The 24275-nt window shown below is 67.5% G+C and carries 20 protein-coding genes; 10 read left to right on the top strand and 10 right to left on the bottom strand.

Annotation, left to right across the window (positions count from 1 at the left end; all coding sequences use genetic code 11):
* Positions 1–111: 111 nt before the first annotated feature.
* From ACSX1D_RS17155 to ACSX1D_RS17135, 5 genes are all read right to left on the bottom strand, one after another.
* On the bottom strand, positions 112–1023 hold the full coding sequence (locus tag ACSX1D_RS17155) for an ABC transporter permease subunit (RefSeq protein ID WP_439859654.1): 912 nt from the start codon (positions 1021–1023) through the stop codon (positions 112–114).
* A 12-nt stretch (positions 1024–1035) separates the two neighbouring features.
* The gene (locus tag ACSX1D_RS17150; RefSeq protein ID WP_439859653.1) at positions 1036–2046 is read right to left on the bottom strand and encodes an ABC transporter permease subunit; all 1011 of its coding nucleotides are present in this window, start codon (positions 2044–2046) and stop codon (positions 1036–1038) included.
* 166 nt (positions 2047–2212) lie between these two features.
* A complete protein-coding gene (locus ACSX1D_RS17145; RefSeq protein WP_439859652.1) occupies positions 2213–3817 on the bottom strand; it encodes an ABC transporter substrate-binding protein in 1605 nt (534 codons plus the stop codon).
* A gap of 103 nt (positions 3818–3920) precedes the next feature.
* A complete protein-coding gene (locus tag ACSX1D_RS17140; RefSeq protein ID WP_439859651.1) occupies positions 3921–5522 on the bottom strand; it encodes an ABC transporter substrate-binding protein in 1602 nt (533 codons plus the stop codon).
* Between the two features lie 275 nt (positions 5523–5797).
* Positions 5798–6505, bottom strand: coding sequence for an SIMPL domain-containing protein (locus tag ACSX1D_RS17135; protein ID WP_439859650.1), 708 nt, complete (start codon positions 6503–6505; stop codon positions 5798–5800).
* Between the two features lie 191 nt (positions 6506–6696).
* Here ACSX1D_RS17135 and ACSX1D_RS17130 point away from each other — a divergent pair, with 191 nt between their 5' ends.
* The 3 genes from ACSX1D_RS17130 (at position 6697) to ACSX1D_RS17120 (ending at position 9624) form a co-directional block, all read left to right on the top strand.
* Positions 6697–7950 (top strand): ATP-binding protein, encoded by a 1254-nt coding sequence (locus tag ACSX1D_RS17130; RefSeq protein WP_439859649.1) that lies wholly within the window; start codon positions 6697–6699, stop codon positions 7948–7950.
* A gap of 23 nt (positions 7951–7973) precedes the next feature.
* The gene (locus ACSX1D_RS17125) at positions 7974–8534 is read left to right on the top strand and encodes a response regulator transcription factor (protein ID WP_439859648.1); all 561 of its coding nucleotides are present in this window, start codon (positions 7974–7976) and stop codon (positions 8532–8534) included.
* A gap of 148 nt (positions 8535–8682) precedes the next feature.
* Positions 8683–9624 (top strand): AEC family transporter, encoded by a 942-nt coding sequence (locus tag ACSX1D_RS17120; RefSeq protein ID WP_439859647.1) that lies wholly within the window; start codon positions 8683–8685, stop codon positions 9622–9624.
* Positions 9625–9637: 13 nt separating this feature from the next.
* Here ACSX1D_RS17120 and ACSX1D_RS17115 read toward each other — a convergent pair whose 3' ends face one another.
* The 5 genes from ACSX1D_RS17115 to gatC all read right to left on the bottom strand — a co-directional run bounded on the left by ACSX1D_RS17115 (position 9638) and on the right by gatC (position 14509).
* A complete protein-coding gene (locus ACSX1D_RS17115; protein WP_439859646.1) occupies positions 9638–10726 on the bottom strand; it encodes a calcium/sodium antiporter in 1089 nt (362 codons plus the stop codon).
* Positions 10727–10827: 101 nt separating this feature from the next.
* Complete coding sequence (locus tag ACSX1D_RS17110; RefSeq protein WP_439859645.1) at positions 10828–11199, bottom strand: septal ring lytic transglycosylase RlpA family protein; 372 nt, start codon at positions 11197–11199, stop codon at positions 10828–10830.
* A 94-nt stretch (positions 11200–11293) separates the two neighbouring features.
* Positions 11294–12742, bottom strand: coding sequence for an Asp-tRNA(Asn)/Glu-tRNA(Gln) amidotransferase subunit GatB (gene gatB, locus ACSX1D_RS17105; RefSeq protein WP_439859644.1), 1449 nt, complete (start codon positions 12740–12742; stop codon positions 11294–11296).
* An 11-nt stretch (positions 12743–12753) separates the two neighbouring features.
* Positions 12754–14205: an Asp-tRNA(Asn)/Glu-tRNA(Gln) amidotransferase subunit GatA gene (gene gatA / locus ACSX1D_RS17100; protein ID WP_439859643.1), complete on the bottom strand. Its 1452-nt coding sequence runs from the start codon at positions 14203–14205 to the stop codon at positions 12754–12756.
* A 16-nt stretch (positions 14206–14221) separates the two neighbouring features.
* Positions 14222–14509, bottom strand: a complete 288-nt coding sequence (gene gatC, locus ACSX1D_RS17095) for an Asp-tRNA(Asn)/Glu-tRNA(Gln) amidotransferase subunit GatC (RefSeq protein WP_439859642.1) — start codon at positions 14507–14509, stop codon at positions 14222–14224.
* A 228-nt stretch (positions 14510–14737) separates the two neighbouring features.
* On the opposite strand from gatC, the gene mreB reads away from it, so the two are divergent.
* From mreB to ACSX1D_RS17060, 7 genes are all read left to right on the top strand, one after another.
* On the top strand, positions 14738–15775 hold the full coding sequence (gene mreB, locus ACSX1D_RS17090) for a rod shape-determining protein MreB (protein WP_255837313.1): 1038 nt from the start codon (positions 14738–14740) through the stop codon (positions 15773–15775).
* A 135-nt stretch (positions 15776–15910) separates the two neighbouring features.
* Complete coding sequence (gene mreC / locus ACSX1D_RS17085) at positions 15911–16822, top strand: rod shape-determining protein MreC (RefSeq protein WP_439862355.1); 912 nt, start codon at positions 15911–15913, stop codon at positions 16820–16822.
* Positions 16819–17307: a rod shape-determining protein MreD gene (gene mreD, locus ACSX1D_RS17080; protein WP_439859641.1), complete on the top strand. Its 489-nt coding sequence runs from the start codon at positions 16819–16821 to the stop codon at positions 17305–17307. Before mreC ends, mreD begins: the two co-directional genes overlap by 4 nt.
* A gap of 42 nt (positions 17308–17349) precedes the next feature.
* The gene (locus tag ACSX1D_RS17075) at positions 17350–17949 is read left to right on the top strand and encodes a Maf family protein (protein WP_439859640.1); all 600 of its coding nucleotides are present in this window, start codon (positions 17350–17352) and stop codon (positions 17947–17949) included.
* 85 nt (positions 17950–18034) lie between these two features.
* Entirely contained in the window at positions 18035–19492 is a 1458-nt protein-coding gene (gene rng / locus ACSX1D_RS17070) for a ribonuclease G (protein ID WP_439859639.1), read from the top strand.
* Positions 19493–19523: 31 nt separating this feature from the next.
* The gene (locus tag ACSX1D_RS17065; RefSeq protein ID WP_439859638.1) at positions 19524–23351 is read left to right on the top strand and encodes a YhdP family protein; all 3828 of its coding nucleotides are present in this window, start codon (positions 19524–19526) and stop codon (positions 23349–23351) included.
* A gap of 74 nt (positions 23352–23425) precedes the next feature.
* Positions 23426–24274 carry a carbon-nitrogen hydrolase family protein gene (locus ACSX1D_RS17060; RefSeq protein WP_439859637.1) on the top strand — a complete coding sequence of 283 codons (849 nt, stop codon included), beginning with the start codon at positions 23426–23428 and terminating at the stop codon, positions 24272–24274.
* Position 24275: the final 1 nt, after the last annotated feature.

Here is a 24275-nt window from a genome sequence, read left to right as displayed (position 1 = left end):
CGACGCTCCGTTTGGCTGTGGTGCGCGCGGCGCACCCTACGGATTGTTGGTGCCGCGGTCGGGGTAGGGTGCGCCGTGCGCACCAATGGGTGGTGGTACATGCGGGCCTCCTTACACGGCTTTTTTTAGTTTCGGGTCGAGGGCGTCGCGCAGGCCGTCGCCCATCAGGTTGATTGCCAGCACGCTGAGCAGGATGGTCAGGCCGGGTAGCGAGACCACCCACCAGGCGCGCTCGATGTAGTCGCGCGCCGAGGCCAGCATGGTGCCCCACTCCGGGGTCGGCGGTTGCACGCCGAGGCCGAGGAAACCCAGGGCGGCGGCATCGAGGATCGCCGAGGAGAAGCTCAGGGTGGCCTGGACGATCAGCGGTGCCATGCAGTTGGGCAGCACGGTGACGAACATCAGCCGCATCAGGCCGGCGCCGGCCAGGCGCGAGGCGGTGACGTAGTCGCGGTTCAGCTCGCCCATCACCGCCGCGCGGGTCAGACGCACGTAGGACGGCAGCGAGACGATGGCAATGGCGATCACCGTGTTGATCAGCCCCGGGCCGAGGATGGCGACGATGGCCACCGCCAGCAGCAGCGAGGGCAGGGCCAGCATCACGTCCATCAGGCGCATGATCGAGGGGCCCAGCAGGCGCGGGAAGAAACCGGCGACCAGGCCCAGGAGGATGCCCGGGATCAGCGACATCAGCACCGAGGACAGGCCGATCAGCAGCGACAGGCGGGCGCCATGGATCAGTCGTGAGAGCAGGTCGCGGCCCAGTTCGTCGGTGCCGAGGAGGAACTGCGCCTGGCCGCCTTCCAGCCACACCGGCGGGGTCAGGAGGAAGTCGCGGTACTGCTCGCTGGGGTCGTGCGGCGCCACCCAGGGGGCGAACAGCGCGCAGAACACGATCAGCAGCATGAACAGCAGGCCGGCCACTGCGCCCTTGTTGTGGGCGAAGGCCTGCCAGAACTCCTTGAGCGGCGAGGGGTAGAGCAGGCTCTGGTCGATGACCGGCATATCGGTGGAAGCATTCATGTCCGGCCCTCCTCAGCGCTGATGGCGAATGCGTGGGTTGGCCAGGCCGTAGAGGATGTCCACCACGAAGTTGACCAGGATCACCAGGCAGGCGATCAGCAGGATGCCGTTCTGCACCACCGGGTAGTCGCGCGCACCGATCGACTCGATCAGCCACTTGCCGATGCCCGGCCAGGAGAAGATGGTCTCGGTCAGCACGGCGCCGGCGAGCAGGGCACCGACCTGCAGGCCGAACACCGTCAGCACCGGGATCAGCGCGTTGCGCAGGCCGTGGACGAACACCACCCGGGCCGGCGACAGGCCCTTGGCGCGGGCGGTGCGCACGTAGTCCTCGCGCAGCACCTCGAGCATCGCCGAGCGGGTCATGCGGGCGATCACCGCCAGGGGGATGGTGCCGAGCACCACGGCCGGCAGGATCAGGTGCTGCAGGGCATCGACGAAGGCGCCTTCCTCCTCCGACAGCAGGGTGTCGATCAGCATGAAGCCGGTCACCGGGGGGATGTCGTAGAGCAGGTCGATGCGCCCGGACACCGGGGTCCAGCCCAGGCCCACGGAGAAGAACATGATCAGCAGCAGGCCCCACCAGAAGATCGGCATGGAGTAGCCGGCCAGGGCGATGCCCATCACCCCGTGGTCGAACAGCGAGCCGCGTTTCAGCGCGGCGATCACCCCGGCGACCAGGCCCAGGGTGCCGGCGAACAGCAGCGCGGCGATGGACAGCTCGAGGGTGGCGGGAAACAGGGTGAGGAACTCGTGCCACACGCTTTCGCGGGTGCGCAGCGACTCGCCCAGGTCGCCCTGGGCCAGGTCGCCGATGTAGTCCAGGTACTGGGCGTACAGCGGCTTGTTCAGCCCCAGGCGCTCCATGGCCTGGGCGTGCATTTGCGGGTCGACCCGGCGTTCACCCATCATCACTTCCACCGGATCGCCGGGAATCAGGCGGATCAGGGCGAAGGTCAGCAAGGTGACGCCGAAGAAGGTGGGGATCAGCAGCCCCAGGCGTCTGGCGATAAAGGCAAGCATGGGATATCGGCACTCCAACGGTTGGATCGGCACGCCGGGTCGCATGGCCCGGCGCTGTTGTTGTAGGGGGGGACGCAATCTCGCGCTGCGCGGATGCGCTCCGGGACAGCCGGTGCGCAGCGACTCGGCCAATCCGCGGATCGCAGCCGGGCGACGGGGTTGGAGCTCATGGCCGGCTCACCCGGGCGTAGTTGTTCGAGCCCATGGGGCTCAGGACGAAGCCCCGTACATCCTTGCGCAGGGCGCTGAACTGCTTGGGGTGGGCCAGGGCAATCCAGGGCGCCTGTTCATGGAAGATCGCCAGGGCCTGGCGGTACAGCGCGGCGCGCTGGCGCTGGTCGGCCACCTGGCGGGCCTCGGTGATCAGCCGGTCGAACTCGGCGTGGCACCAGCCGGCCTGGTTCTCCCCGGACTCGGCCGCGGCGCAGGACAGGTTGGGGGTGAGGAAGTTGTCCGGGTCGCCGTTATCGCCGGCCCAGCCCATGAACACCAGGTCGTGTTCGCCGTTCTTCGCCCGCTTGATCAGTTCGCCCCACTCGAACACACGGATGTCGGCGTCGATGCCGATGGCCGCCAGGTCGGCCTGCAGCATCTGCGCGCCGATGCCCGGGTTGGGGTTGGTCGGCCCGCCGCCGGGACGGGTCCAGATCGACAGTTTGAAACCGTCGGCGTGGCCGGCCTCGGCCAGCAGTTTTCGCGCCCGTTCGACGTCGCGGGGCCAGCCTTGCAGCTGTGGGTCATGGCCCCAGAGCGTCGGCGGGTAGGGGGCGAGCGCCGGGCTGGCGCCGCCCTCGCCATACTGCGCGCGCAGGTAGGCGGCCTTGTCGAAGGCCAGGTTCAAGGCCTGGCGCACGCGCACGTCATCCAGCGGCGGGTGGCGGGTGTTGATGCCGATGTAGGCGGTCAGCAGCGAGTCGAGCTCGAGGACCTGCAGGGTCGGATCGGCCTTGAGCGCCGGAATATCCACGGGGCGCGGATAGAGGGCGATCTGGCAGTCGCCGGCCTTGAGTTTCTGCTGGCGCACGTTGGGTTCGGGGGTGATGGCGAAGATCAGCTTGCCGATGCGCGGGGCGCCTCCCCAGTAGTCGGGGTTGGCCCGGTAGCGCACCTGGGCGTCCTTGGCGTAGCGCTCGAAGACGAAGGGGCCGGTGCCGATCGGCAGGCTGTTGAGTTGTTCGCTGTTGCCGTCGGCGAGCAATTGCCCGGCGTACTCGGCGGAATAGATCGAGGCGAAGGCCATGGCCAGGTTGGCCAGGAAGGGCGCCTCGGGACGCCTGAGGACGAAGCGCACGCGGTGCTCGTCGAGTTTCTCGATGCGCTCGATCAGCTCCGCCATGCCCATGGCTTCGGCATAGGGAAAGCCGCGCAGCGAGCGGCCGTGCCAGGCATGCTGTGGGTCGAGCTGGCGCTGGAAGCTCCACAGCACGTCGTCGGCGTTGAGCTCGCGACTCGGGGTGAACCAGGCGGTGCGATGGAACCTGACCCCCTGGCGCAACTGGAAGGTGTAGCTCAGGCCGTCAGCGGCGATGTCCCAGCGCTCTGCCAGGGCCGGCACGACCTCGGTACTGCCGGGGGCGAACTGCACCAGGCGCTCGAGAATGGTTTCCGCCGCCGCGTCGGCGGTGGTGGCGGCGGTGTACTGGACGATATCGAAGCCTTCCGGACTGGCTTCGCTGCACACCACCAGGCTGTCGCTGGCGGCGTGGACCTGGCCGGCGGCGAGGGCGCCGCTCAGCAGCAGGCGGAGCAATAGGGGTGAATAGTTCGGCATCAGGGTGTCCCCGAGGGTCGATGGTGCGGATCGGCAGCCGGGTAGGCCGCCGTGGCACGGAACCCGGGCCGGTGGGTAACCGGCTCGGGCATTCACAGTGGGACTACTTGCTGACACTGACTCCGTAGAAGGAGTTGAGGCCGAATGGACTGATCCTGAAGTCCTGCACTTCCTTGCGCATCGGCTGGTACACCGTGGAGTGGGCGATCGGGGTGATCGGCACCTGGGCCTTGAGGACGTGCTGGGCCTGCTTGTACAGCTTGGTCCGCTCGGCGACGTCGGTGGTGCGCTTGGCCGCCTTGACCAGTTTGTCGTACTCCTCGAAGCACCATTTGGAGAAGTTGTTGCCGTCCACTGCATCGCAGCCGTAGAGGGTGCCCAGCCAGTTGTCCGGGTCACCGTTGTCCCCGCTCCAGCCGATCAGCATGGTGTCGTGCTCGCCGGCCTTGGCGCGCTTGAGGTACTCGCCCCACTCGTAGGTGACGATCTTGGCGTTGACGCCGACCTTGGCCCAGTCGGCCTGGAGCATCTCGGCCATCAGCTTGGCGTTGGGGTTGTAGGGACGCTGCACCGGCATGGCCCACAGGGTGATCTCGGTGCCTTCCTTGACTCCGGCGGCCTTGAGCAGCTCCTTGGCCTTGTCCGGGTTATAGCCGGCATCCTTGATGGTCTCGTCGTAGGACCACTGGGTCGGCGGCATGCCGTTGACCGCCAGCTGGCCGGCGCTCTGGTACACGGCGTCGATGATCGCCTGCTTGTTCACCGCCATGTCCAGGGCCTGGCGCACTTCGAGCTTGTCCAGCGGGGCATGGGTGACGTTGTAGGCGATATAGCCGTCGTTGAAGCCCGCCTGGGAGGGCATCAGGATGTTCGGGTCCTTGGCCAGCGAGTCCAGATCGGCCGGGCGCGGATTGAGGGTGACGTGGCATTCGCCGGCCTTGAGCTTCTGCATGCGCACCGAGGCATCGGTGTTGATGGCGAAGATCAGGTTGTCGATCTTGACGTCGTCCGGCTTCCAGTAGTCCTTGTTGCCGGTGAAGCGGATCTGCGCGTCCTTCTGGTAGCGCTTGAAGACGAAGGGGCCGGTGCCGATCGGCTTCTGGTTGATATCGTCGGCCTTGCCGGCCTTGAGCAGCTGGTCGGCATACTCGGCCGAGTGAATCGAGGCGAAGCTCATGGCCATGTTCTGGATGAAGGCGGCGTCAACCTCGTTGAGGGTGAAGCGCACGGTGTGCTCGTCGATCTTCTCCAGCTTGGCGATGTTGGCGTCCATACCCATGTCGGTGAAGTAGGGGAACTCGGACGGGTAGGCCTTGCGGAACGGATGCTCCGTGTCGAGCATGCGCTGGAAGGTGAACAGCACGTCGTCGGCATTGAACTCGCGGCTCGGCTTGAAGTACTCGGTGCTGTGGAACTTGACGCCGGGACGCAGGTGGAAGGTGTAGACCAGGCCGTCTTCGGAGACGTCCCACTTCTCGGCCAGGCCAGGCACCACTGCGGTGCCGCCGCGCTCGAACTGGGTCAGGCGGTTGAACATGGTTTCCGCGGCGGCGTCGAAGTCGGTGCCGGTGGTGTAAAGGCCTGGATCGAAACCGGCGGGGCTGCCTTCGGAGCAATAGACCAGGCTGCTGGCGGCGTGGGCGAGGGGCGTGCTGGCGAGCAGCCCGGCGACGACCATGGCCTGGATGACGGCGTTTTTACGCATATTGACCTCATGTTTATTGTGGTTGTCATCGTGAGGGGCCCCTTGTGGGGGCCTGGCAAGAAGCTAGGCAGGGCATATGCCCGAGGCAAGTGTCATCTTGGACAGAGCTCAGCAACTGTAGGTGTGCTGTAAGGACTTGTCGCATTGATGAAACTTCTGGCGGATTTGCTGGCAAGGTGCCGCCATCTTCGGGTTATGGCGGTGTGGTCAAGTTGGCCCGGCCAGGTCTACCCGAGCAGGTCTACTTGACCGGGGCGACCAGACAGGGGGCGCGCTCAGGGCATCTGCACTTCGATGACGCCGTCGGCGTTGACCGTCACCTGGCTGGTGCCGGCCTCGATCTCCGGGGTGACTGCTGCTTCCATCATCGCCATGCCCTTGGCCATGCGCATCGGCATCGGCGGCTGGAAACCACCGCTGTTGAGGTTCAGGTTGACCAGCTTGTAGCCACTGCCGCCGAGGGCCTCGGTGACCAGCTGGGCCCGCGCGCGGAAGGCGGCCACGGCATCCTTGAGCAGGGCATCTTCATGGCTCTTGCGCGTCGGCGCAGCGATGCTGAAGTCCATGCCCGCCATCTTCAGGGTTTTCAGCATCTCCCCGGTGAGCTTCGACAGGGCGGCGAAGTCGGCGCTTTCCAGGCGCAGCTCGGCGCGCTCGCGCCAGGCGGTTATCTGCTGGTTCTTGTCGTCGTACACCGGATAGCTGTGGCGGCTGCCGAGGGCGACGCTGATGCCCTTGGCGGCGCGTGCCTGCTTCACGGCTTCGTTGAGGGTGCCGGTGATCTGTGCCGCCAGCGTGGCCGGGTCGCTGTGCTGCGCCTCGCTGTAGAGGGTGACGTGCATCAGGTCGTGGGCGATTTCCTGGCTGACTTCCGCGCGCAGGGCGATCTGGTTGTAGCGCGCCTCATCGGCCTGGGCCGTGAGGCTGAGCAGGGCGGCGGCGCTGAAGGCGAGGGCGCTGGCGAGGCGGGGTAGCGATTGCATGGCAACTCCTTGTAAGGACTGGGCGCAGGGACTGCGCGACGGGTTCCTGAGGTTAGACGTAGCTCTTCGACTGCGCGGGTTAAGCGCGGTTCCCGGCCCGAGCGGCGTGCTGCGGCCAGTTGCCGCACGAGGCCGGGCGGAGCCTTGGTTATACTCGCTCGGCTCGCAAACCGAGGCTATTTGGAGAGCTTATGCTCGCACCCGTGCAGTTGTTGTCGGCCAGTCGACAAAATCTCTGGCGCCTGACCCTGATCCGTATCCTGGTCCTGGCCGCCCAGGCCGGCTCGGTCGGCCTGGCCTACAACTCCGGGCTGCTGCCGCTGCCCTGGCTGGAGCTCAGCGTCACCCTCTGCGTCTCGCTGGTCCTGTGCCTGCTCACCGCCCTGCGCCTGCGTGGCCCCTGGCCGGTCACCGAGCAGGAGTATGCCGTGCAGCTGGGCTGCGACCTGATCATCCACAGCGTGCTGCTGTATTACACGGGCGGCTCGACCAACCCCTTCGTCTCCTACTACCTGGTGCCGCTGACCATCGCCGCGGCGACCCTGCCCTGGATGTTCACCATCGTCCTGTCCGGGTTGGCCCTGGCCGGCTATACCCTGTTGCTGGTGTGGTCCCATCCGCTGGAGTTGCCGGCCGGGCCCCGGGAGAGCCTGCTGATCTACGGCATGTGGCTGAGTTTCGCCCTGGCCGCCGGCCTGATCACCTTCTTCGTCGCCAAGATGGCCGAGGAGCTGCGCCGCCAGGAGGAGCTGCGCGCCGAGCGTCGCGAGGAGGGCCTGCGCGATCAGCAGCTGCTCGCCGTGGCCACCCAGGCCGCCGGCGCCGCCCATGAGCTGGGCACGCCGCTGGCGACCATGAGCGTGCTGATCAAGGAGCTGTTGCGCGAGCACCGCGAGCCGTTGTTGCAGGAAGACCTGGGCGTGCTGCAGGAGCAGGTCAAGTTGTGCAAGGACACCCTGCAGCAACTGGTGCGCGCCGCCGAGGCCGATCGCCGCCAGGCGGTGGTCGAGCAGTCCTGCGTCGAATGGCTGGAAACCGCGCTCAAGCGCTGGCACCTGATGCGCCCCGAGGCCAGCTACCGCTACCAGTGCGTCGGCCGCGGCACGCCGCCGCGACTGATGCCGCCGGCCGACCTGACCCAGGCCCTGCTCAACCTGCTGAACAACGCCGCCGACGCCTGCCCGGACAAGCTGGACATCCGCCTCGACTGGGACCACCAGTGGCTGCGCCTGAGCATCCGCGATCATGGCGACGGCGTGCCCCTGGCGATTGCCGAGCAGCTCGGCCGGCCCTTCTTCACCACCAAGGGCAAGGGCTTCGGCCTCGGCCTGTTTCTCAGCCAGGCCAGCGTCACCCGTGCCGGCGGCACGGTAAAGTTGTATAACCATGAAGAAGGCGGCACGCTCACCGAGCTCAAGTTGCCGCGTGCCTACGGCCGTGGCTGATGCCGGCCAGCAAGGAGTGAACCATGAGTGACGAGCCGCTGTTCGACGGCGAAGAACAACCCCACCTGCTACTGGTCGATGACGACCCGACCTTCACCCGGGTCATGGCGCGGGCCATGAGCAGCCGCGGCCTGCGGGTCTCCACCGCTGGCTCGGCCGAGGAGGGGCTGGCCCTGGCCGAGCAGGATCTGCCGGACTACGCCGTGGTGGACCTGAAGATGGAGGGCGACTCCGGCCTGGTGCTGCTGCCCAAGCTGCTGGAGCTGGACGCCGAGATGCGCGTGGTGATCCTCACCGGCTATTCGAGCATCGCCACGGCGGTCGAGGCGATCAAGCGCGGCGCCTGCAACTACCTGTGCAAGCCGGCCGATGCCGACGATGTGCTGGCCGCCTTGCTGACCCAGCATGCCGACCTCGACAGCCTGGTGCCGGACAACCCGATGTCGGTCGACCGCCTGCAGTGGGAGCACATCCAGCGGGTGCTGGCCGAGAACGAAGGCAATATCTCCGCGACCGCGCGGGCCCTGGGCATGCACCGGCGCACCCTGCAACGCAAGCTGCAGAAGCGCCCGGTGCGGCGCTGAGCTGCGCCTGGACGGCGCGAGTCCGGCTGCCCCGCGCCGGACTCGGGAGGCAACGGCGGGCGGATAATTTCTGCGCGCAAGCCGCCTGCTAGAGGGACTTTGCTTGTTATCATTAGGCCCCTAAGTAAGTGCCTGCCCAGGGGCCGTCATGCTCGCCGCCATCCAGCAAACCCTCGTCATCACCGCCCCGGTGTTCTCCATGCTGTTTCTCGGCGTGGCGCTCAAGCGCCTGGGCTGGATCGATGCCGCGTTCATCAACACCGCCTCGGCCCTGGTGTTTCGCGGCACCATGCCGACCCTGCTGTTTCTCGGCATCATCAAGGCCGACCTGGGCACCGCACTGCAGCCGGCGCTGATCGGCTATTTCGTGCTGGCGACCCTGGCGACCTTCCTGATCGCCTGGGGCTGGGCCATCCTGCGCTGTCCCGAGGCGGATCGCGGCGTCTATACCCAGGGCGCCTTTCGCGGCAACAACGGCATCGTCGGCCTGGCCCTGGCCACCAGCCTGTACGGCGACTACGGCCTGGCGGTGGGCAGCGTCCTGGCCGGCGTGGTGATCCTCAGCTACAACGCGCTGTCGGCAATCGTCCTGGCGATCTACAGCCCCAATGCCAAGGCCGATCCCTGGACCATCGTGCGCAGCATCCTCAGCAACCCGCTGATCATCGGCGTGCTGCTGGCCATTCCGGTGGCCTACTGGCAGGTGGAGCTGCCGGACTGGCTGCTGACCTCCGGCGGCTATTTCGCGCAGATGACCCTGCCCCTGGCGCTGATCTGCATCGGCGGCACCCTGTCGCTGGCCTCCTTGCGCGAGAGCAGTGGCATCGCCCTGAGTTCCAGCGCGATGAAGATGGTCTGGCTGCCCCTGCTGGCGACCCTGGGCGCCTGGCTGTGGGGCTTTCGCGGGGCCGACCTGGGCATCCTGTTCTTCTATTTCGCCAGTCCCACCGCCGCGGCCAGTTTCGTCATGGCACGGGCGGCGGGCGGCAATCATCAGCTGGCGGCGGTGATCATCGTCATCACCACCCTGGCCGGGGTGGTGACCATCAACCTCGGCCTGCTGCTGCTGCAGTGGGGCGGCTGGGCCTGAGGCTGCGGGTCGCTCAGGCGGCGCGCTGCTGCTGCCAGGCGCGCGCGCCGACCACCAGCAGAGTCACCACGGTCAGCGGCAGGGCGTAGCCGAGCATGGCGTCGGCGAAGGTCTCGGCGAACGGCCGGCCGCTGGCCGCGAGCACCAGGTAAAGGGTGTAGGCGGCGTAGTAGGCGAGAAACAGCAGGCCCTCCCAGCGGCTGATGCGGTAACCGGAGAAGAAGATCGGCAGGCAGGCGATGCTGACGGCGATCATCACCGGGAAGTCGAAGGCCAGGGCATTGGCCGCCACCGTGATCGACTGGGGCGACACCAGCGCGGCCAGGCCCAGCACGCAGAGCAGGTTGAACAGGCAGCTGCCGACGATATTGCCCACGGCAATGTCGCGCTCGCCCTTGAGCGCGGCCAGCAGCGAGGTGGCCAGCTCCGGCAGCGAGGTGCCGACGGCCACCACGGTCAGGCCGATCACCAGTTCCGACAGGCCCAGGGCGCGGGCCAGGCTGACCGCGCCTTCGACCAGGAGGTTGGAGCCGAGCACCAGCAGCACCAGGCCGCCGATCAGCAGGCCCAGGTCGAGCAGCCAGGCATTGGTTCTGGCTGACGCCTTCAAGCCGTACTCCGCGGCGAACTCGTCGTTCTCGGCGGCCTTGTCCTTGCGGCTGCTGACGATCAGGAAGGCGGTGTAGGCCAGCACCCCGGCGAACAGCAGGGCGCCGTCGAGCCGGTCCAGTGCGCCGTCCCAGGCCAGGGCGTAGGCCAGCAGGCCGGCGCCGATCATCAGGGGCACATCCAGGCGGATCAACTGCCGCGAAACGATCAGCGGCGCGACCAGGGCGGTCATGCCGAGGATCAGCAGGACGTTGGCGATATTGCTGCCGATCACGTTGCCGATGGCCAGGTCGCCGCTGCCGTTGAAAGCGGCCTGCACGCTGACCGCGGTCTCTGGCGCGCTGGTGCCGAATGCCACCACGGTCAGGCCGATGATCAGCGGCGGGATGCCGAAGCGCGCCGCCAGGCGGGCGGCGCCGCGTACCAGCACTTCGGCGCCGGCCACCAGCAGCAGCAGGCCGGCGATCAGGTAAACGAAGGTCATCAGGGTCATAACGAGGGGCTCCAGAAAGGTGCGGCCAGTGTAGCGATCCGCGCACGTTGGACCAGTGGGGCGCGGTGGCTATTGGTAACCGCTTGTAAAGGCCGGGCGCCTCAGTCGGCCAGTTGCTGCACGCGTACCGGCACCACGCCGGCGCGGAGCATGTCGAGCCGCTCGGCGGCCTTCTTCGACAGGTCGATGATCCGCCCGCGGGCATAGGGGCCGCGGTCGTTGATGCGCACCACCACGGTCTTGTCGTTGCGCAGGTTGGTCACCCGCACCCGGCTGCCGAACGGCAGGCTGCGGTGGGCCGCGGTCAGGGCGTGCTGGTCGAAGCGCTCGCCGCTGGCGGTTTTCTTGCCATGGTGGCGGGCACCGTAATAGGACGCCTTGCCTTCGGCGCTGTAGCCGCCGTCGGCGACGCGTTGGCCGGCGCAGCCGGCCAGCAGGGCGAACAGCGCCAAAAGCAGAGTGAAACGATGCATAGGTTGTCTCTCCGGATGGATAAACGCCGGGGCAAGCCCCGGCGTCGCATGTTGCGGACATCCCTGTTGTGCTGCTTGGGCCGTGCGGCCCGGCTTAGCCTTCGAGCTTCTTCTTCAGCAATTGGTTCACCTGGCCGGGGTTGGCCTTGCCCTTGGAGGCCTTCATCGCCTGGCCGACGAAGAAGCCGAACATCTTGCCGCGTTTGGCTTCGTCGCTGGCGCGGTACTGTTCGACCTGTTCGGCGTTGGCCGCCAGCACCTCGTCGAGCATGGCCTCGATGGCTTTGGTGTCGGTGACCTGCTTGAGGCCCTTCTTCTCGATCACCTCGTCAGCCGTGGCGCCTTCGCCAGCCGCCATGGCCTCGAACACCATCTTGGCGATCTTGCCGCTGATGGTGTTGTCCTTGATGCGCAGGATCATCCCGCCCAGTTGCTCGGCGGATACCGGCGACTGCTCGATTTCCAGGTTGTCCTTGTTGAGCAGGCTGGACAGCTCGCCCATCACCCAGTTGGCCGCCAGCTTGGCGTCGCCACAGGCCTGCTGCACCTGCTCGAAGTAGTCGGCCAGTTCGCGGCTGGCCGCCAGCACGCTGGCGTCGTAGGCGGACAGGCCGAACTCGCGCTCGAAACGCTCGCGCTTCTGCACCGGCAGCTCCGGCAGGCCGGCGCGGATCTCCTCGAGGAAGCTCTGCTCGATCACCACCGGCAACAGGTCGGGACAGGGGAAGTAGCGGTAGTCGTTGGCCTCTTCCTTGCTGCGCATCGAGCGCGTCTGGTCCTTGTTCGGATCGTACAGGCGGGTTTCCTGAACCACCGTGCCGCCGTCCTCGATCAGCTCGATCTGGCGCTGCACCTCGTGGTTGATCGCCTTCTCGATGAAACGGAAGGAGTTGACGTTCTTGATCTCGGCGCGGGTGCCGAACTCGGCCTGGCCTTTTGGGCGCACCGAGACGTTGCAGTCGCAGCGCAGCGAGCCTTCGGCCATGTTGCCGTCGCAGATGCCCAGGTAGCGCACCAGGGCGTGGATGGCCTTGACGTAGGCCACCGCTTCCTTGGCGCTGCGGATATCCGGCTCGGAGACGATCTCCAGCAGCGGCGTGCCGGCGCGGTTGAGGTCGATGCCGCTCATGCCGTGGAAGTCTTCGTGCAGGCTCTTGCCGGCGTCCTCTTCCAGGTGCGCGCGAGTGATGCCGATGCGCTTGACCGTGCCGTCTTCCAGGGTGATGTCGAGAAAGCCCTTGCCGACGATGGGGTGGTCCATCTGGCTGGTCTGGTAGCCCTTGGGCAGGTCGGGGTAGAAGTAGTTCTTGCGGGCGAAGACGTTCGTCGGCGCGATCTCGGCGTCGATCGCCAGGCCGAACTTGCAGGCCATGCGCACGGCTTCCTCGTTGAGCACCGGCAGAGTGCCGGGCATGCCGAGGTCGACCAGGCTGGCCTGGGTGTTGGGCTCGGCGCCGAAACTGGTGGCGCTGGCGGAGAAGATCTTCGAGCGGGTGGCGAGCTGTGCGTGGATTTCCAGCCCGATCACGGTTTCCCATTGCATGTGAGTCGTCCTCAGAATCCGGCTGGCGCGCGGGTGTGCCAATCAGTGATTTGTTGATACTGGTGCGCCACGTTGAGCAGGCGCGCTTCCTGGAAGTACGGGGCGAGCAGCTGCACACCCACCGGCAGGCCGTCGACGAAGCCGGCGGGCATGGACAGACCGGGGATGCCGGCCAGGTTGGCGGTGATGGTGTAGATGTCTTCCAGGTAGGCGGCGACCGGGTCGTTGTTCTTCTCGCCGAGCTTCCAGGCCGGGTTCGGCGTGGTCGGGCCGAGGATCAGGTCGACTTCGTCGAAGGCCGCCACGAAGTCGTTCTTGATCAGCCGGCGGATCTTCTGCGCCTTGAGGTAGTAGGCGTCGTAGTAGCCGGCCGACAGCGCGTAGGTGCCGACCATGATGCGCCGCTTGACCTCGGCACCGAAGCCCTCGCCACGGGAGCGCTTGTACAGGTCCTCGAGGTTGACCGGGTTCTCGCAGCGGTAGCCGAAGCGCACGCCGTCGAAGCGCGACAGGTTGGAGCTGGCTTCCGCCGGGGCGATGACGTAGTAGGCCGGGATCGCATGCTGCATGTTCGGCAGGCTGATCTCCTTGACCGTGGCGCCGAGCTTCTTCAGCTCCTCGACCACCGCCATGACCTGCTCGCCGATGCGTGCATCCAGGCCGCTGCCGAAGTACTCCTTGGGCAGACCGATGCGCAGGCCGGCCAGCGGCTGGTTGAGGCTCGCCAGGTAGTCGTCCACCGGCTGGTCGACGCTGGTGGAGTCCTTCGGGTCGAAACCGGCCATGGCCTGCAGCATCAGTGCGCAGTCCTCGGCGGTGCGCGCCAGCGGGCCGCCCTGATCGAGGCTGGAGGCGTAGGCGATCATGCCCCAGCGCGAGACGCGGCCGTAGGTCGGCTTGATCCCGGTGAGGTTGGTCAGCGCCGCCGGCTGGCGGATCGAGCCGCCGGTGTCGGTGCCGGTGGCGGCCGGCAGCAGGCGCGCGGCTACCGCTGCAGCGGAGCCGCCGGAGGAGCCGCCCGGTACGCGGCTCAGGTCCCAGGGGTTCTTTACCGCGCCGTAGTGGCTGGACTCGTTGGCCGAGCCCATGGCGAATTCGTCCATGTTCAGCTTGCCCAGGGTCACGGCACCGGCGGCGGCCAGCTTCTCCACCACGGTGGCGTCATAGGGCGCCTTGAACCCGCTGAGGATCTTCGAGGCGCAGCTGGTCAGCACGCCCTGGGTGCAGAACAGGTCCTTGTGGCCGATTGGAGCGCCGAGCAGGGCGCCGCTCTCGCCATTGGCGCGGCGCGCATCGGCGGCCTTGGCCTGGGTCAGGGCCAGCTCCTCGGTGACGCTGATGAAGCTGTTGAGCTGCGGGTCGAGTTGCTGAATGCGCGCCAGCAGGTCGCGGGTCAGTTCCTCGGCGGAAAATTGCTTGTCGGCGAGTCCGCGGGCGATCTCGGCCAGGGTCAGTTGGTGCATGGCTTGGCTCATTCCGTTACTCGATGACTTTGGGAACCAGGTACAGGCCATTTTCCACGGCCGGGGCGATGGCCTGGTAGGCGTCGCGCTGGTTTTCTTCGCGCACCAGGTCGGCGCGCAGGCGCTGGGTGGCTTCCAGGGGGTGGGCCAGGGGCTCGATGCCGGTGGTGTCCACCGCCTGCATCTGGTCGACCAGGCCGAGGATGCTGTTGAGGGTCTCAGTGGTGCGCGGAATATCGTCTTCACTCAGGCCCAGGCGGGCCAGGTGGGCGATTTTTTCCACGTCGGAGCGTTCAAGCGCCATTGGGATTCTCCAATACGAGGGCAGCCAGTGGAAATGTGAGCGGGTCGTCGTGCAGGTGAAACGCTGCAGGGAACGGATGCCGTGAGCTGGCGGTCAAAGGCCGCGATGTCGGGCTCTGGAGCCCGGAAAAACAGGCAATCTAACATATTGGCGCCTTGCTCAAAATCCCTGTCGTTGTTAGAGTTTGCCGCACTTTTTTACCCACGCGTTGCCTAGGGTCCCTCTCCCATGTTCAAGAAACTGCGTGGCATGTTTTCCAGCGATCTGTCGATCGACCTGGGCACTGCCAATACCCTCATCTATGTCCGCGAACGTGGCATCGTGCTGAACGAGCCGTCCGTGGTCGCGATCCGCACCCATGGCAACCAGAAGAGTGTCGTCGCCGTCGGCACCGAAGCCAAGCGCATGCTCGGCCGTACCCCAGGCAATATTTCCGCCATCCGTCCGATGAAGGACGGGGTGATCGCCGACTTCAGCGTCTGCGAGAAGATGCTCCAGTACTTCATCAACAAGGTGCACGAGAACAGCTTCCTGCAGCCGTCGCCACGGGTGCTGATCTGCGTGCCGTGCAAGTCGACCCAGGTCGAGCGCCGCGCGATCCGCGAGTCGGCCCTCGGTGCCGGCGCCCGTGAAGTGTTCCTGATCGAAGAACCGATGGCCGCGGCCATCGGCGCCGGTCTGCCGGTGGAAGAGGCCCGTGGCTCGATGGTCGTCGATATCGGCGGCGGCACCACGGAAATCGCGCTGATCTCCCTCAATGGCGTGGTCTATGCCGAGTCCGTGCGGGTCGGTGGCGACCGTTTCGACGAGGCCATCATCACCTACGTGCGCCGTAACTACGGCAGCCTGATCGGCGAATCCACCGCCGAGCGGATCAAGCAGGAAATCGGCACCGCCTATGCCGGCGGCGAGATCCGGGAAGTCGACGTGCGTGGGCGCAACCTCGCCGAAGGCGTGCCGCGCAGCTTCACCCTGAATTCCAACGAAGTGCTGGAAGCGCTGCAGGAGTCCCTGGCGACCATCGTCCAGGCGGTCAAGAGCGCTCTCGAGCAGTCGCCGCCGGAACTGGCCTCGGACATCGCCGAGCGCGGCCTGGTGCTGACCGGTGGCGGCGCGCTGCTGCGCGACCTGGACAAGCTGCTGGCCCAGGAAACCGGCCTGCCGGTGATCGTCGCCGAGGACCCGCTGACCTGCGTGGCGCGTGGCGGCGGCAAGGCCCTGGAGATGATGGATCGCCACACCATGGACCTGCTGTCCACGGAATAAGGCGTTCGCCCCAAGTCTCGAGCTGCAAGCCGGGTCTCCACCCGCTTGCAGCTTTTTATTGTCGCCTGACGTCTTGAGGAGCCGCCCATCAAACCGCTATTCGCCAAAGGACCTTCGCTCGGCATGCGCCTGCTGGTGCTGGCCGTGCTGTCGGCCGCGCTGATGGTGGTGGATGCGCGCTTCACCGTGTTGCAGCCGCTGCGCAGCCAGCTGGGGGTGATAGTCGAGCCGGTCTACTGGCTCGGGCGCCTGCCCGTGACCCTCTGGGAGAGCGCGACCGAGGAGCTGAGTTCGCGCAGCGAACTGGCGGCCGAGAACGAGATGCTCAAGGCCGAGCAGTTGATGATGCAGCGGCGTCTGCAGAAGCTCGCCGCCCTGACCGAGCAGAACGTGCGCCTGCGCGAGCTGCTCAACTCCGCGGCGCTGGTCGACGACGAGGTGCTCGCCACCGAGTTGATCGGCATCGACCCGAACCCCTTCACCCACCGCATCCTGATCGACAAGGGCGAGAAGGATGGCGTGCTGCTCGGCCAGCCGGTGCTCGATGCACGCGGCCTGATGGGCCAGGTGGTCGAAGTCATGCCCTACACCTCGCGGGTGTTGTTGCTTACCGATACCACCCACAGCATTCCGGTGCAGGTCAACCGCAACGGTCTGCGCGCCATCGCCAGCGGCACCGGCAACCCGGAGCGCCTCGAGCTGCGCCATGTGGCCGACACCGCCGACATCAAGGAGGGCGACCTGCTGGTCAGCTCGGGCCTCGGGCAGCGCTTTCCCGCCGGTTACCCGGTGGCCACGGTCACCGAGGTGATCCACGACTCCGGCCAGCCCTTCGCCATCGTTCGCGCGGTGCCGACCGCCAAGCTCAACCGCAGTCGCTACATGTTGCTGGTGTTTACCGACCCGCGCAGCCCGGAGCAGCGCGCGACCGAGTCGGCCGAAGCCCAGGAAGCCGCCGATCGGCGCGCCCAGGAAGAACAGCAGCGGGCGGCGTCGACGGCTCCCGAGCCGGCAACACCATCGACGGAACAGGAGGCCGGCCAATGATCGCCGTGCGTGCGCGCAACGTCTGGGCGATCTGGCTCAGCCTGGCGGTGGCCCTGCTGCTCAGCGTGGCGACCCTGCCGAAGTTCATGGAGATCGGCCGGCCGCTGTGGTTGGCGCTGTTCCTGACTTACTGGGTGCTGGCCTTGCCGCATCGAGTCGGCATGGCCACCGCCTGGTTCATCGGCCTCCTGGCCGACGTGCTCAACGGAACGCACCTGGGGCTCAATGCGCTGGTTCTGACCCTGATCACCTTCCTGGTGCTGAGCCTGCACCAGCGCTTGCGCATGTTCCCCCTGTGGCAGCAGAGCATGGTGCTGCTGGTGGTGTTCGGTCTGGCCCAGTTGCTGCACTTGTGGCTCAATGCCCTGACCGGCAGTCGCCCGCCGACCCTGGCGTTCGTCCTGCCGGCCTTGGTCAGTGCGCTGTTGTGGCCGTGGGTCTTTGCCCTGCTGCGCGGCGTGCATCGGCGTCTCGGCGTCAATTAACCCGGGCGCTGCTCAACCAGTACCCGACAGGGAGAGGTCTTGATGGCCACGCTTTACCTGGCGTCGGGATCGCCGCGTCGACGCGAGCTGTTGACGCAGATCGGCGTGCCCTTCACCACCCACATCGTTCCCATCGATGAAAGTCCCTTGGCGGACGAGGCGCCCGGCGCCTACGTCGAACGCCTGGCGCGCGCCAAGGCGTCGGCCGCCCTGGCTACCCTGGAGCAGGCCGCCGACGCCGTGGTGCTCGGCGCCGATACCGCCGTGGTGCTCGATGGTCGCATCCTCGGCAAGCCGGCGGATCGCGCCGAGGCCCTGGGCACCCTGGCGGCGTTGTCCGGGCGTGAACACCAGGTGCTGACTGCGGTGGCCCTGGCCTCGAGCGCACGGACGGCGGCCAGGGTGGTGGTCAGCCGGGTCAGTTTCCGCCCCTTGAACGACGCCGAAATCGCCGCCTACTGGGCCAGCGGCGAGCCGCGGGACAAGGCCGGCAGCTATGGTATCCAGGGTCTGGCGGCGGTGTTCGTCAGGCAGTTGCAGGGCAGCTATTCGGCGGTGGTCGGCCTGCCCCTGTGTGAAACCGCCGAACTGCTCGCCGATTTCCACATTCCCTGCTGGCAGACGCTGCCGGCGCACAGTTAGCCAGCGGCGGTCGCGGCCTGCCGCCGCGCTGCCCTGAAGGGCACGGCGCAGCGGCGCAAAGCCCCCTTGCAGAAGAGATGGACCGATGAGTGAAGAGATTCTGATCAATATCACGCCAATGGAATCGCGCGTGGCGGTGGTGGAAAACGGCGTTCTGCAGGAGGTGCATGTCGAGCGCACGCAGCGCCGCGGCATTGTCGGCAACATCTACAAGGGCAAGGTGGTGCGCGTGCTACCGGGCATGCAGGCGGCGTTCGTCGACATCGGCCTGGAGCGCGCGGCCTTCATCCACGCCTCGGAGATCTCCACCCGCGAGGGCCAGGCGGTGGAAACCATCAGCGCTTTGGTTCACGAGGGCCAGAGCCTGGTGGTGCAGGTCACCAAGGACCCGATCGGCAGCAAGGGCGCACGCCTGACCACCCAGCTGTCGATTCCCTCGCGCTACCTGGTGTACATGCCGCGTACCAGCCACGTCGGCATTTCCCTGAAAATCGAGGATGAGGGCGAGCGCGAGCGCCTCAAGCAGGTGGTCGCCGACTGCGTCAGTGCCGAGGGCATCGAGGAAACCGGCGGATTCATCCTGCGCACCGCCGCCGACGGCGCCGGCGCCGACGAGATCCTCATCGACATCCGCTACCTGCGCCGCCTGTGGGACCAGATCGCCGCGCAGATGCAGAGCGCCCCGGCGCCCTCGGTGATCTACGAGGACCTGTCCCTGGCGCTGCGCACCCTGCGCGACCTGGTCAGCCTGCGCACCGAGAAGATCCGCATCGACTCGCGGGAGACCTTCCAGAAGATCGCCCAGTTCGTCGGCGAGCTGATGCCGGAGATCGCCGACCGCCTGGAGCACTACCCGGGCGAACGACCGATCTTCGACCTGTACGGCGTCGAGGATGAGGTGCAGCGGGCTCTGGAGCGCAAGGTGCCGCTGAAGTCCGGCGGCTACCTGATCATCGACCCGGCCGAGGCGATGACCACCATCGACGTCAACACCGGGGCCTTCGTCGGCCATCGCACCCTCGAAGAGACCATCTTCAAGACCAACCTCGAGGCCGCTACGGCCATCGCCCGCCAGCTGCGCCTTCGCAACCTCGGCGGGATCATCATCATCGATTTCATCGACATGGAAGATGAAGAGCACCAGCGCCAGGTGCTGCGCACCCTGGAGAAGCAGCTGGAGCGCGACCATGCCAAGACCAACATCATCGGCATCACCGAGCTGGGCCTGGTGCAGATGACCCGCAAACGCACCCGCGAGAGCCTCGAGCAGGTGCTCTGCGAGCCCTGCGAGAGCTGCCAGGGCCGCGGCAAGCTGAAGACCGCGGAAACCATCTGCTACGAGATCTTCCGCGAGATCCTCCGCGAGGCGCGTGCCTACCAGCCCGAAGGCTACCGGGTACTGGCCAACCAGAAGGTGGTCGATCGCCTGCTCGACGAGGAGTCGGGCAACGTCGCCGACCTGGAGAGCTTCATCGGTCGTACCATCAAGTTTCAGGTCGAGACCATGTACTCCCAGGAGCAATACGATGTGGTGCTGTTGTGACATGACGCGCGCTGTTCAGGGATCGAGCTGAATGGATCGATTGGCCCGCGGGGTCGCCGCCGTCTTGCGCTGGACGCTGGCCTGTTGCGCCTTGCTGCTGGTGTTGGCGGCGCTGTTTGTCAGCCTTGGCCGCGAGCTGGTGCCCTGGGTCGCCGAGTATCGCCTGGAGGCGGAGGATCAGGCGCGTGCGGCGCTCGGCCTGCAGCTGCAGATCGGCCGCCTGGAAGGCCGCTGGCAGGGTTTCGCGCCGCTGCTGATCGCCCACGATCTGCGCCTCGGCGACGGTGCCGAGGCGCTGCACCTGGACCAGGTGCGCCTGCGCCCGGACCTGCTGGCCAGCCTCCTGGCGCGCCAGTTGCGCGTGGCTTCGCTGGAGCTGGAGGGGCTGCACCTCAGCGTCCGCGAGGACGAACAGGGCGGCTGGTCGCTCAAGGGCCTGGCCGCCGAGGGCGCAGGCGCGGGCGGCGATGTGCAACAGCTGCTTGGCCACCTGCAGGCGGTCGAGCGCCTGTCGCTGCTCAACAGCCAGCTGACCCTGGAGGCCCGCGGCCATCCGCTGCGCACCCTGACCTACGTCAACCTGACCCTGCGCAGCGGCCCCACGCGCCAGCGCCTGGACGGCCGCCTGCTGCTGCCTGATGGCCAGCCGCTGGCCTTGCAGCTGCGTTCGCGCCTGCAGGCAGAGCGCTGGCGCGAGGCCCGGCTCGAGCTGTACCTGAGCCTGCCGCAGAGCGACTGGGCGCGCTGGCTGCCGCCCAGCCTGGCGGCGCAGTGGCGGATCGACGAGCTGCAGGCCGGCGGCGAGGTCTGGTTGTCCTGGGCCGAGGGCAAGGTGCAACGGGCGGTCGCGCGCCTGCATGCGCCGCAGGTGCGGGCCGGCTACGCCGAGCGCGACCCGGTGCGCCTGCAGGACCTGACCCTGAATGCCTACATGAATCGCACCGCGCAGGGTTTCCAGGTTTTGCTGGACGACCTGGCGCTGAGCCGCAGCGACGAGCGCTGGGGCGAGGCGCGGCTGGCGTTGAGCTACCTGCAGGACAGTGCCGAGGCCGAGGAACAGTGGCTGGTGTCGGCGGACCGCCTGGATCTGGCGCCGCTGGTGCCCCTGGTCGCCGCCCTCGCGCCGTTGCCGGAGCAGGCCATGCAGCTGCTCGAGCAGCTGCAGCCCCACGGCGCGGTGCACAATGTCCAGCTGGACTACCGGCCGCGCAGCGAGGGTGACAAGCGCCTGCAGTTCGCCGCCAACCTGGAGCGCATCGGCTTCGCCGCCCACGAGGCTTCGCCTGCGGCGGAGAACATCAGTGGCAGCATCAGCGGCGACCTGGGCCAGGGCGAGTTGCGCCTGGACACGCGGGATTTCGTCCTGCACCTGGACACCCTGTTTCCCGAGCCCTGGCACTACAGCCGGGCCAGGGCGCGCCTGACCTGGAGCCTGGACGAGCAGGCCTTCACCCTGCGCAGTCCCTACCTGCAGGTGACCGGCGAGGAGGGGGAGATCGCCGGCGATTTCCTCATCCGCCTGCTGCGCGACCCCCAGGCCGAAGACTACATGGACCTGCGTGTCGGCCTGCGCCAGGGCGATGCCCGCTACACCGAGAAGTACCTGCCGACCCGTGCGCCGGGGCTCAGCCGGCAGCTGGCCAGTTGGTTGAAGAACGCCATTCGCGGCGGCGCGGTCGAGCAGGGCTACTTCCAGTACCAGGGCTCGCTGAACAAGGGTGCGGCGGATGCGGCGCGCAGCCTCAGCCTGTTTTTCGCCGTGCGCGACGCCGAGCTGGCCTTCCAGCCGGGCTGGCCGGCCCTGCGCGAAGGCCGTGGCGAGGTGCTGATCGAGGACAGCGGCGTGCGGGTGCGCCTGGCCGACGGGCGCCTGCTCGATAGCCGGGTGAGCGGGGCGCTGGCCGAGATTGCCCATGTCGATCAGGGCCAGGTGTCGCGCCTGCGGCTCGACGCACAGCTGCACAGCAGCGTGGGCGACGCCCTGAAGATTCTCCAGGATACGCCCCTGGGCACGGCCGAAACCTTCGCCGGCTGGCAGGGCGAGGGACCACTGGACGGCCGGCTCAAGCTCGACCTGCCGCTGCAAGAGGGGTTGCCGGCGGCCGTGGTGGTCGACTTCGCCACCGAGGGCGCGCGGCTCCAGCTGGCCAATCCGCAGTTGCAGCTCAGCCAGCTGCGCGGGGCCTTTCGCTACGACACCGCCAGCGGCCTTAGTGCCGCGGATGTTCGCGCCCGTGCCCTGGGGCATGCGCTGCGTGGCAAGGTCGTCGCCGAAGGCAGCGGCGGACGGCCGCGCAGCCGCATCGAGGCACGCGGCAAGGTACCGTTGAACGAGCTGTCCGCCTGGCTGGGCGTCACCACCGAGCTGCCGCTCGATGGCAGCGTGCCGTATCGCCTGGACCTGAGCCTGGATGGCCTCGACAGCCAGTTGCGGGTCGACTCCACTCTCGAGGGGCTGGCCATCGACCTGCCGGCGCCCTTCGGCAAAGCGGCCGAGCAGCCACGCGAGGCCAGTTGGCGCATGACCCTGGGCGGCGCCGAGCGGCGCTACTGGTTCGATTATGCCAAGTTGGCCAGCCTGTCCTTCGCCGCTGCGCCGGGGCGCTCGAGCCAGGGCCGCGGCGAGCTGCGCCTGGGTGATGGTCCGGCATTGCTGCCGGCGGCCAAGGGCCTGCGCGTGCGCGGCCGGCTGTCCGAGCTGGACTGGGCGGCATGGCAGGCCAGCCTGCAGCCCTATGCGGACATGCCCCGCGACGATGCCCAGGCCCTGTTCAAGGATGCGCAGTTGAAGATCGCCCGCTTCCGCGGCTTCGGCAGCACCCTGGACAATCTCGCCGTGCACCTGCGCCGCGCCGGCAGCGCCTGGGCCCTGAGCCTGGACAGCCAGACCCTCAAGGGACGGGTGAACCTGCCGGACGCAAGCGCTGCGCCCATCGCGGTCAACCTCGATTACCTGCGCCTGCCGCCGGCTGAGCCGAAGACCACCGAGGTGCCGGACAAGCCCGACCCCCTGCAGCAGGTCGATCCGCGGACGATCCCAGCCCTGGACGTGCAGATCGCCCGGGTGCTGCAGGGCAAGGAACTGCTGGGCGCCTGGTCGCTGAAGGCGCGGCCGAGCAGCGAGGGGCTGCGCTTCAACGACCTGCGCCTGGAGCTCAAGGGCCTGCAGCTGGAGGGCAGCGGCGGCTGGCAGGGCGCGCCGGGCGCCACCAGCAGCTGGTACAAGGGGCGCCTGCAGGGCAAGGACCTGGCACCGGTGCTGCTGGCCTGGGGCTATGCGCCAACCGCCAGCAGCGAAAGCTTCCGCCTGGACGTGGACGGCCGCTGGCCGGGCTCGCCGGCCTGGGCCAGCCTCAAGCGCTTCTCCGGCAGCATGGACGCGTCGCTGCGCAGCGGGCAGTTCTCCGAGGTGCAAGGGTCGGCGTCGGCGCTGCGGGTGTTCGGTTTGCTCAACTTCAACTCCATCGGCCGGCGCCTGCGCCTGGACTTCTCCGACCTGCTCGGCAAGGGCCTGAGCTACGACCGGGTCAAGGGCCTGCTGGTGGCCAGCGACGGGGTGTTCGTCACCCGCACGCCGATCACCCTGACCGGCCCGTCGAGCAACCTGGAGCTCAATGGCACCCTGAACATGGTCAATCAGCAGATCGACGCCAAGCTGCTGGTCACCCTGCCGGTGACCAACAACCTGCCCCTGGCGGCGCTGATAGTCGGCGCGCCGGCCATAGGTGGCGCACTGTTCGTGGTGGACAAGCTGCTCGGCGACCGGGTGGCGCGTTTCGCCAGCGTGCAGTACGACGTCGAGGGCGACCTGGCGGACCCGAAGATCACCTTCGACAAGCCGTTCGAAAAACCGCAATGATCCCGAGCCGGCTACACGGTCGGCGGCGATGATCTGTAAGCTGGGGGCAGACAGAGCCCTCGAGGTGGATAGCCATGAGCCTTGCCGTGATTCAGCTGGTCAGCCAGGCCGATGTCCAGGCCAACCTGAACAGTGCCAGAGCGCTGCTGGAGCGGGCGGCGCAGGCCGGCGCCCGGCTCGCAGTGCTGCCGGAGAACTTCGCCGCCATCGGCCACCCCAACCTGGTGGCCCTCGGGCGCAGCGAGGCGCTGGGCGAGGGGCCGATCCTGCCCTGGTTGAAACAGGTCGCCCGCGACCTCAGGTTATGGATAGTCGCCGGCACCATTCCCCTGCCCCCGGACGGTCAGCCCGAGGCCAAGGCCCATGCCTGTTCGCTGCTGATCGACGAGCAGGGCGAACGGGTCGCGCGCTACGACAAGCTGCACCTGTTCGATGTGGATGTGGACGACAGCCGCGGCCGCTATCGCGAGTCCGACGACTACGCCCACGGCGCCCGGGTGGTGGTGGCCGACACGCCCGTTGGGCGGTTGGGATTGACGGTCTGTTACGACCTGCGTTTCCCTGAGCTGTATGGCGCCCTGCGTGAGGCGGGCGCCGAGCTGATCAGCGTGCCCGCGGCCTTCACCGCCGTTACCGGTGCCGCGCACTGGCAGGTGCTGATCCGCGCCCGCGCCATCGAGACCCAGTGCTACGTGCTGGCGGCAGGCCAGGGCGGCACTCATCCGGGTGGCCGCGAGACCCACGGGCACTCGGCCATCGTCGATCCCTGGGGGCGCATTCTCGCCGAGCAGGCAAGCGGTGAGGCCATGCTGCTGGCGCCGCGCGATGCCGCCGAGCAGGCGGCGATCCGCCGGCGCATGCCGGTAGCCCGGCACAAACGTTTTTTTGCAGCGGCCGACCCGCGGCTGCCCGGTTTGGAGTAGT

It is taken from the genome of Pseudomonas sp. MBLB4136, from assembly GCF_051904765.1.
Lineage (GTDB): Bacteria > Pseudomonadota > Gammaproteobacteria > Pseudomonadales > Pseudomonadaceae > Aquipseudomonas.
Note: the sequence above shows the minus strand (reverse complement) of the source record. Positions and strands in the feature narration are given on the sequence as shown.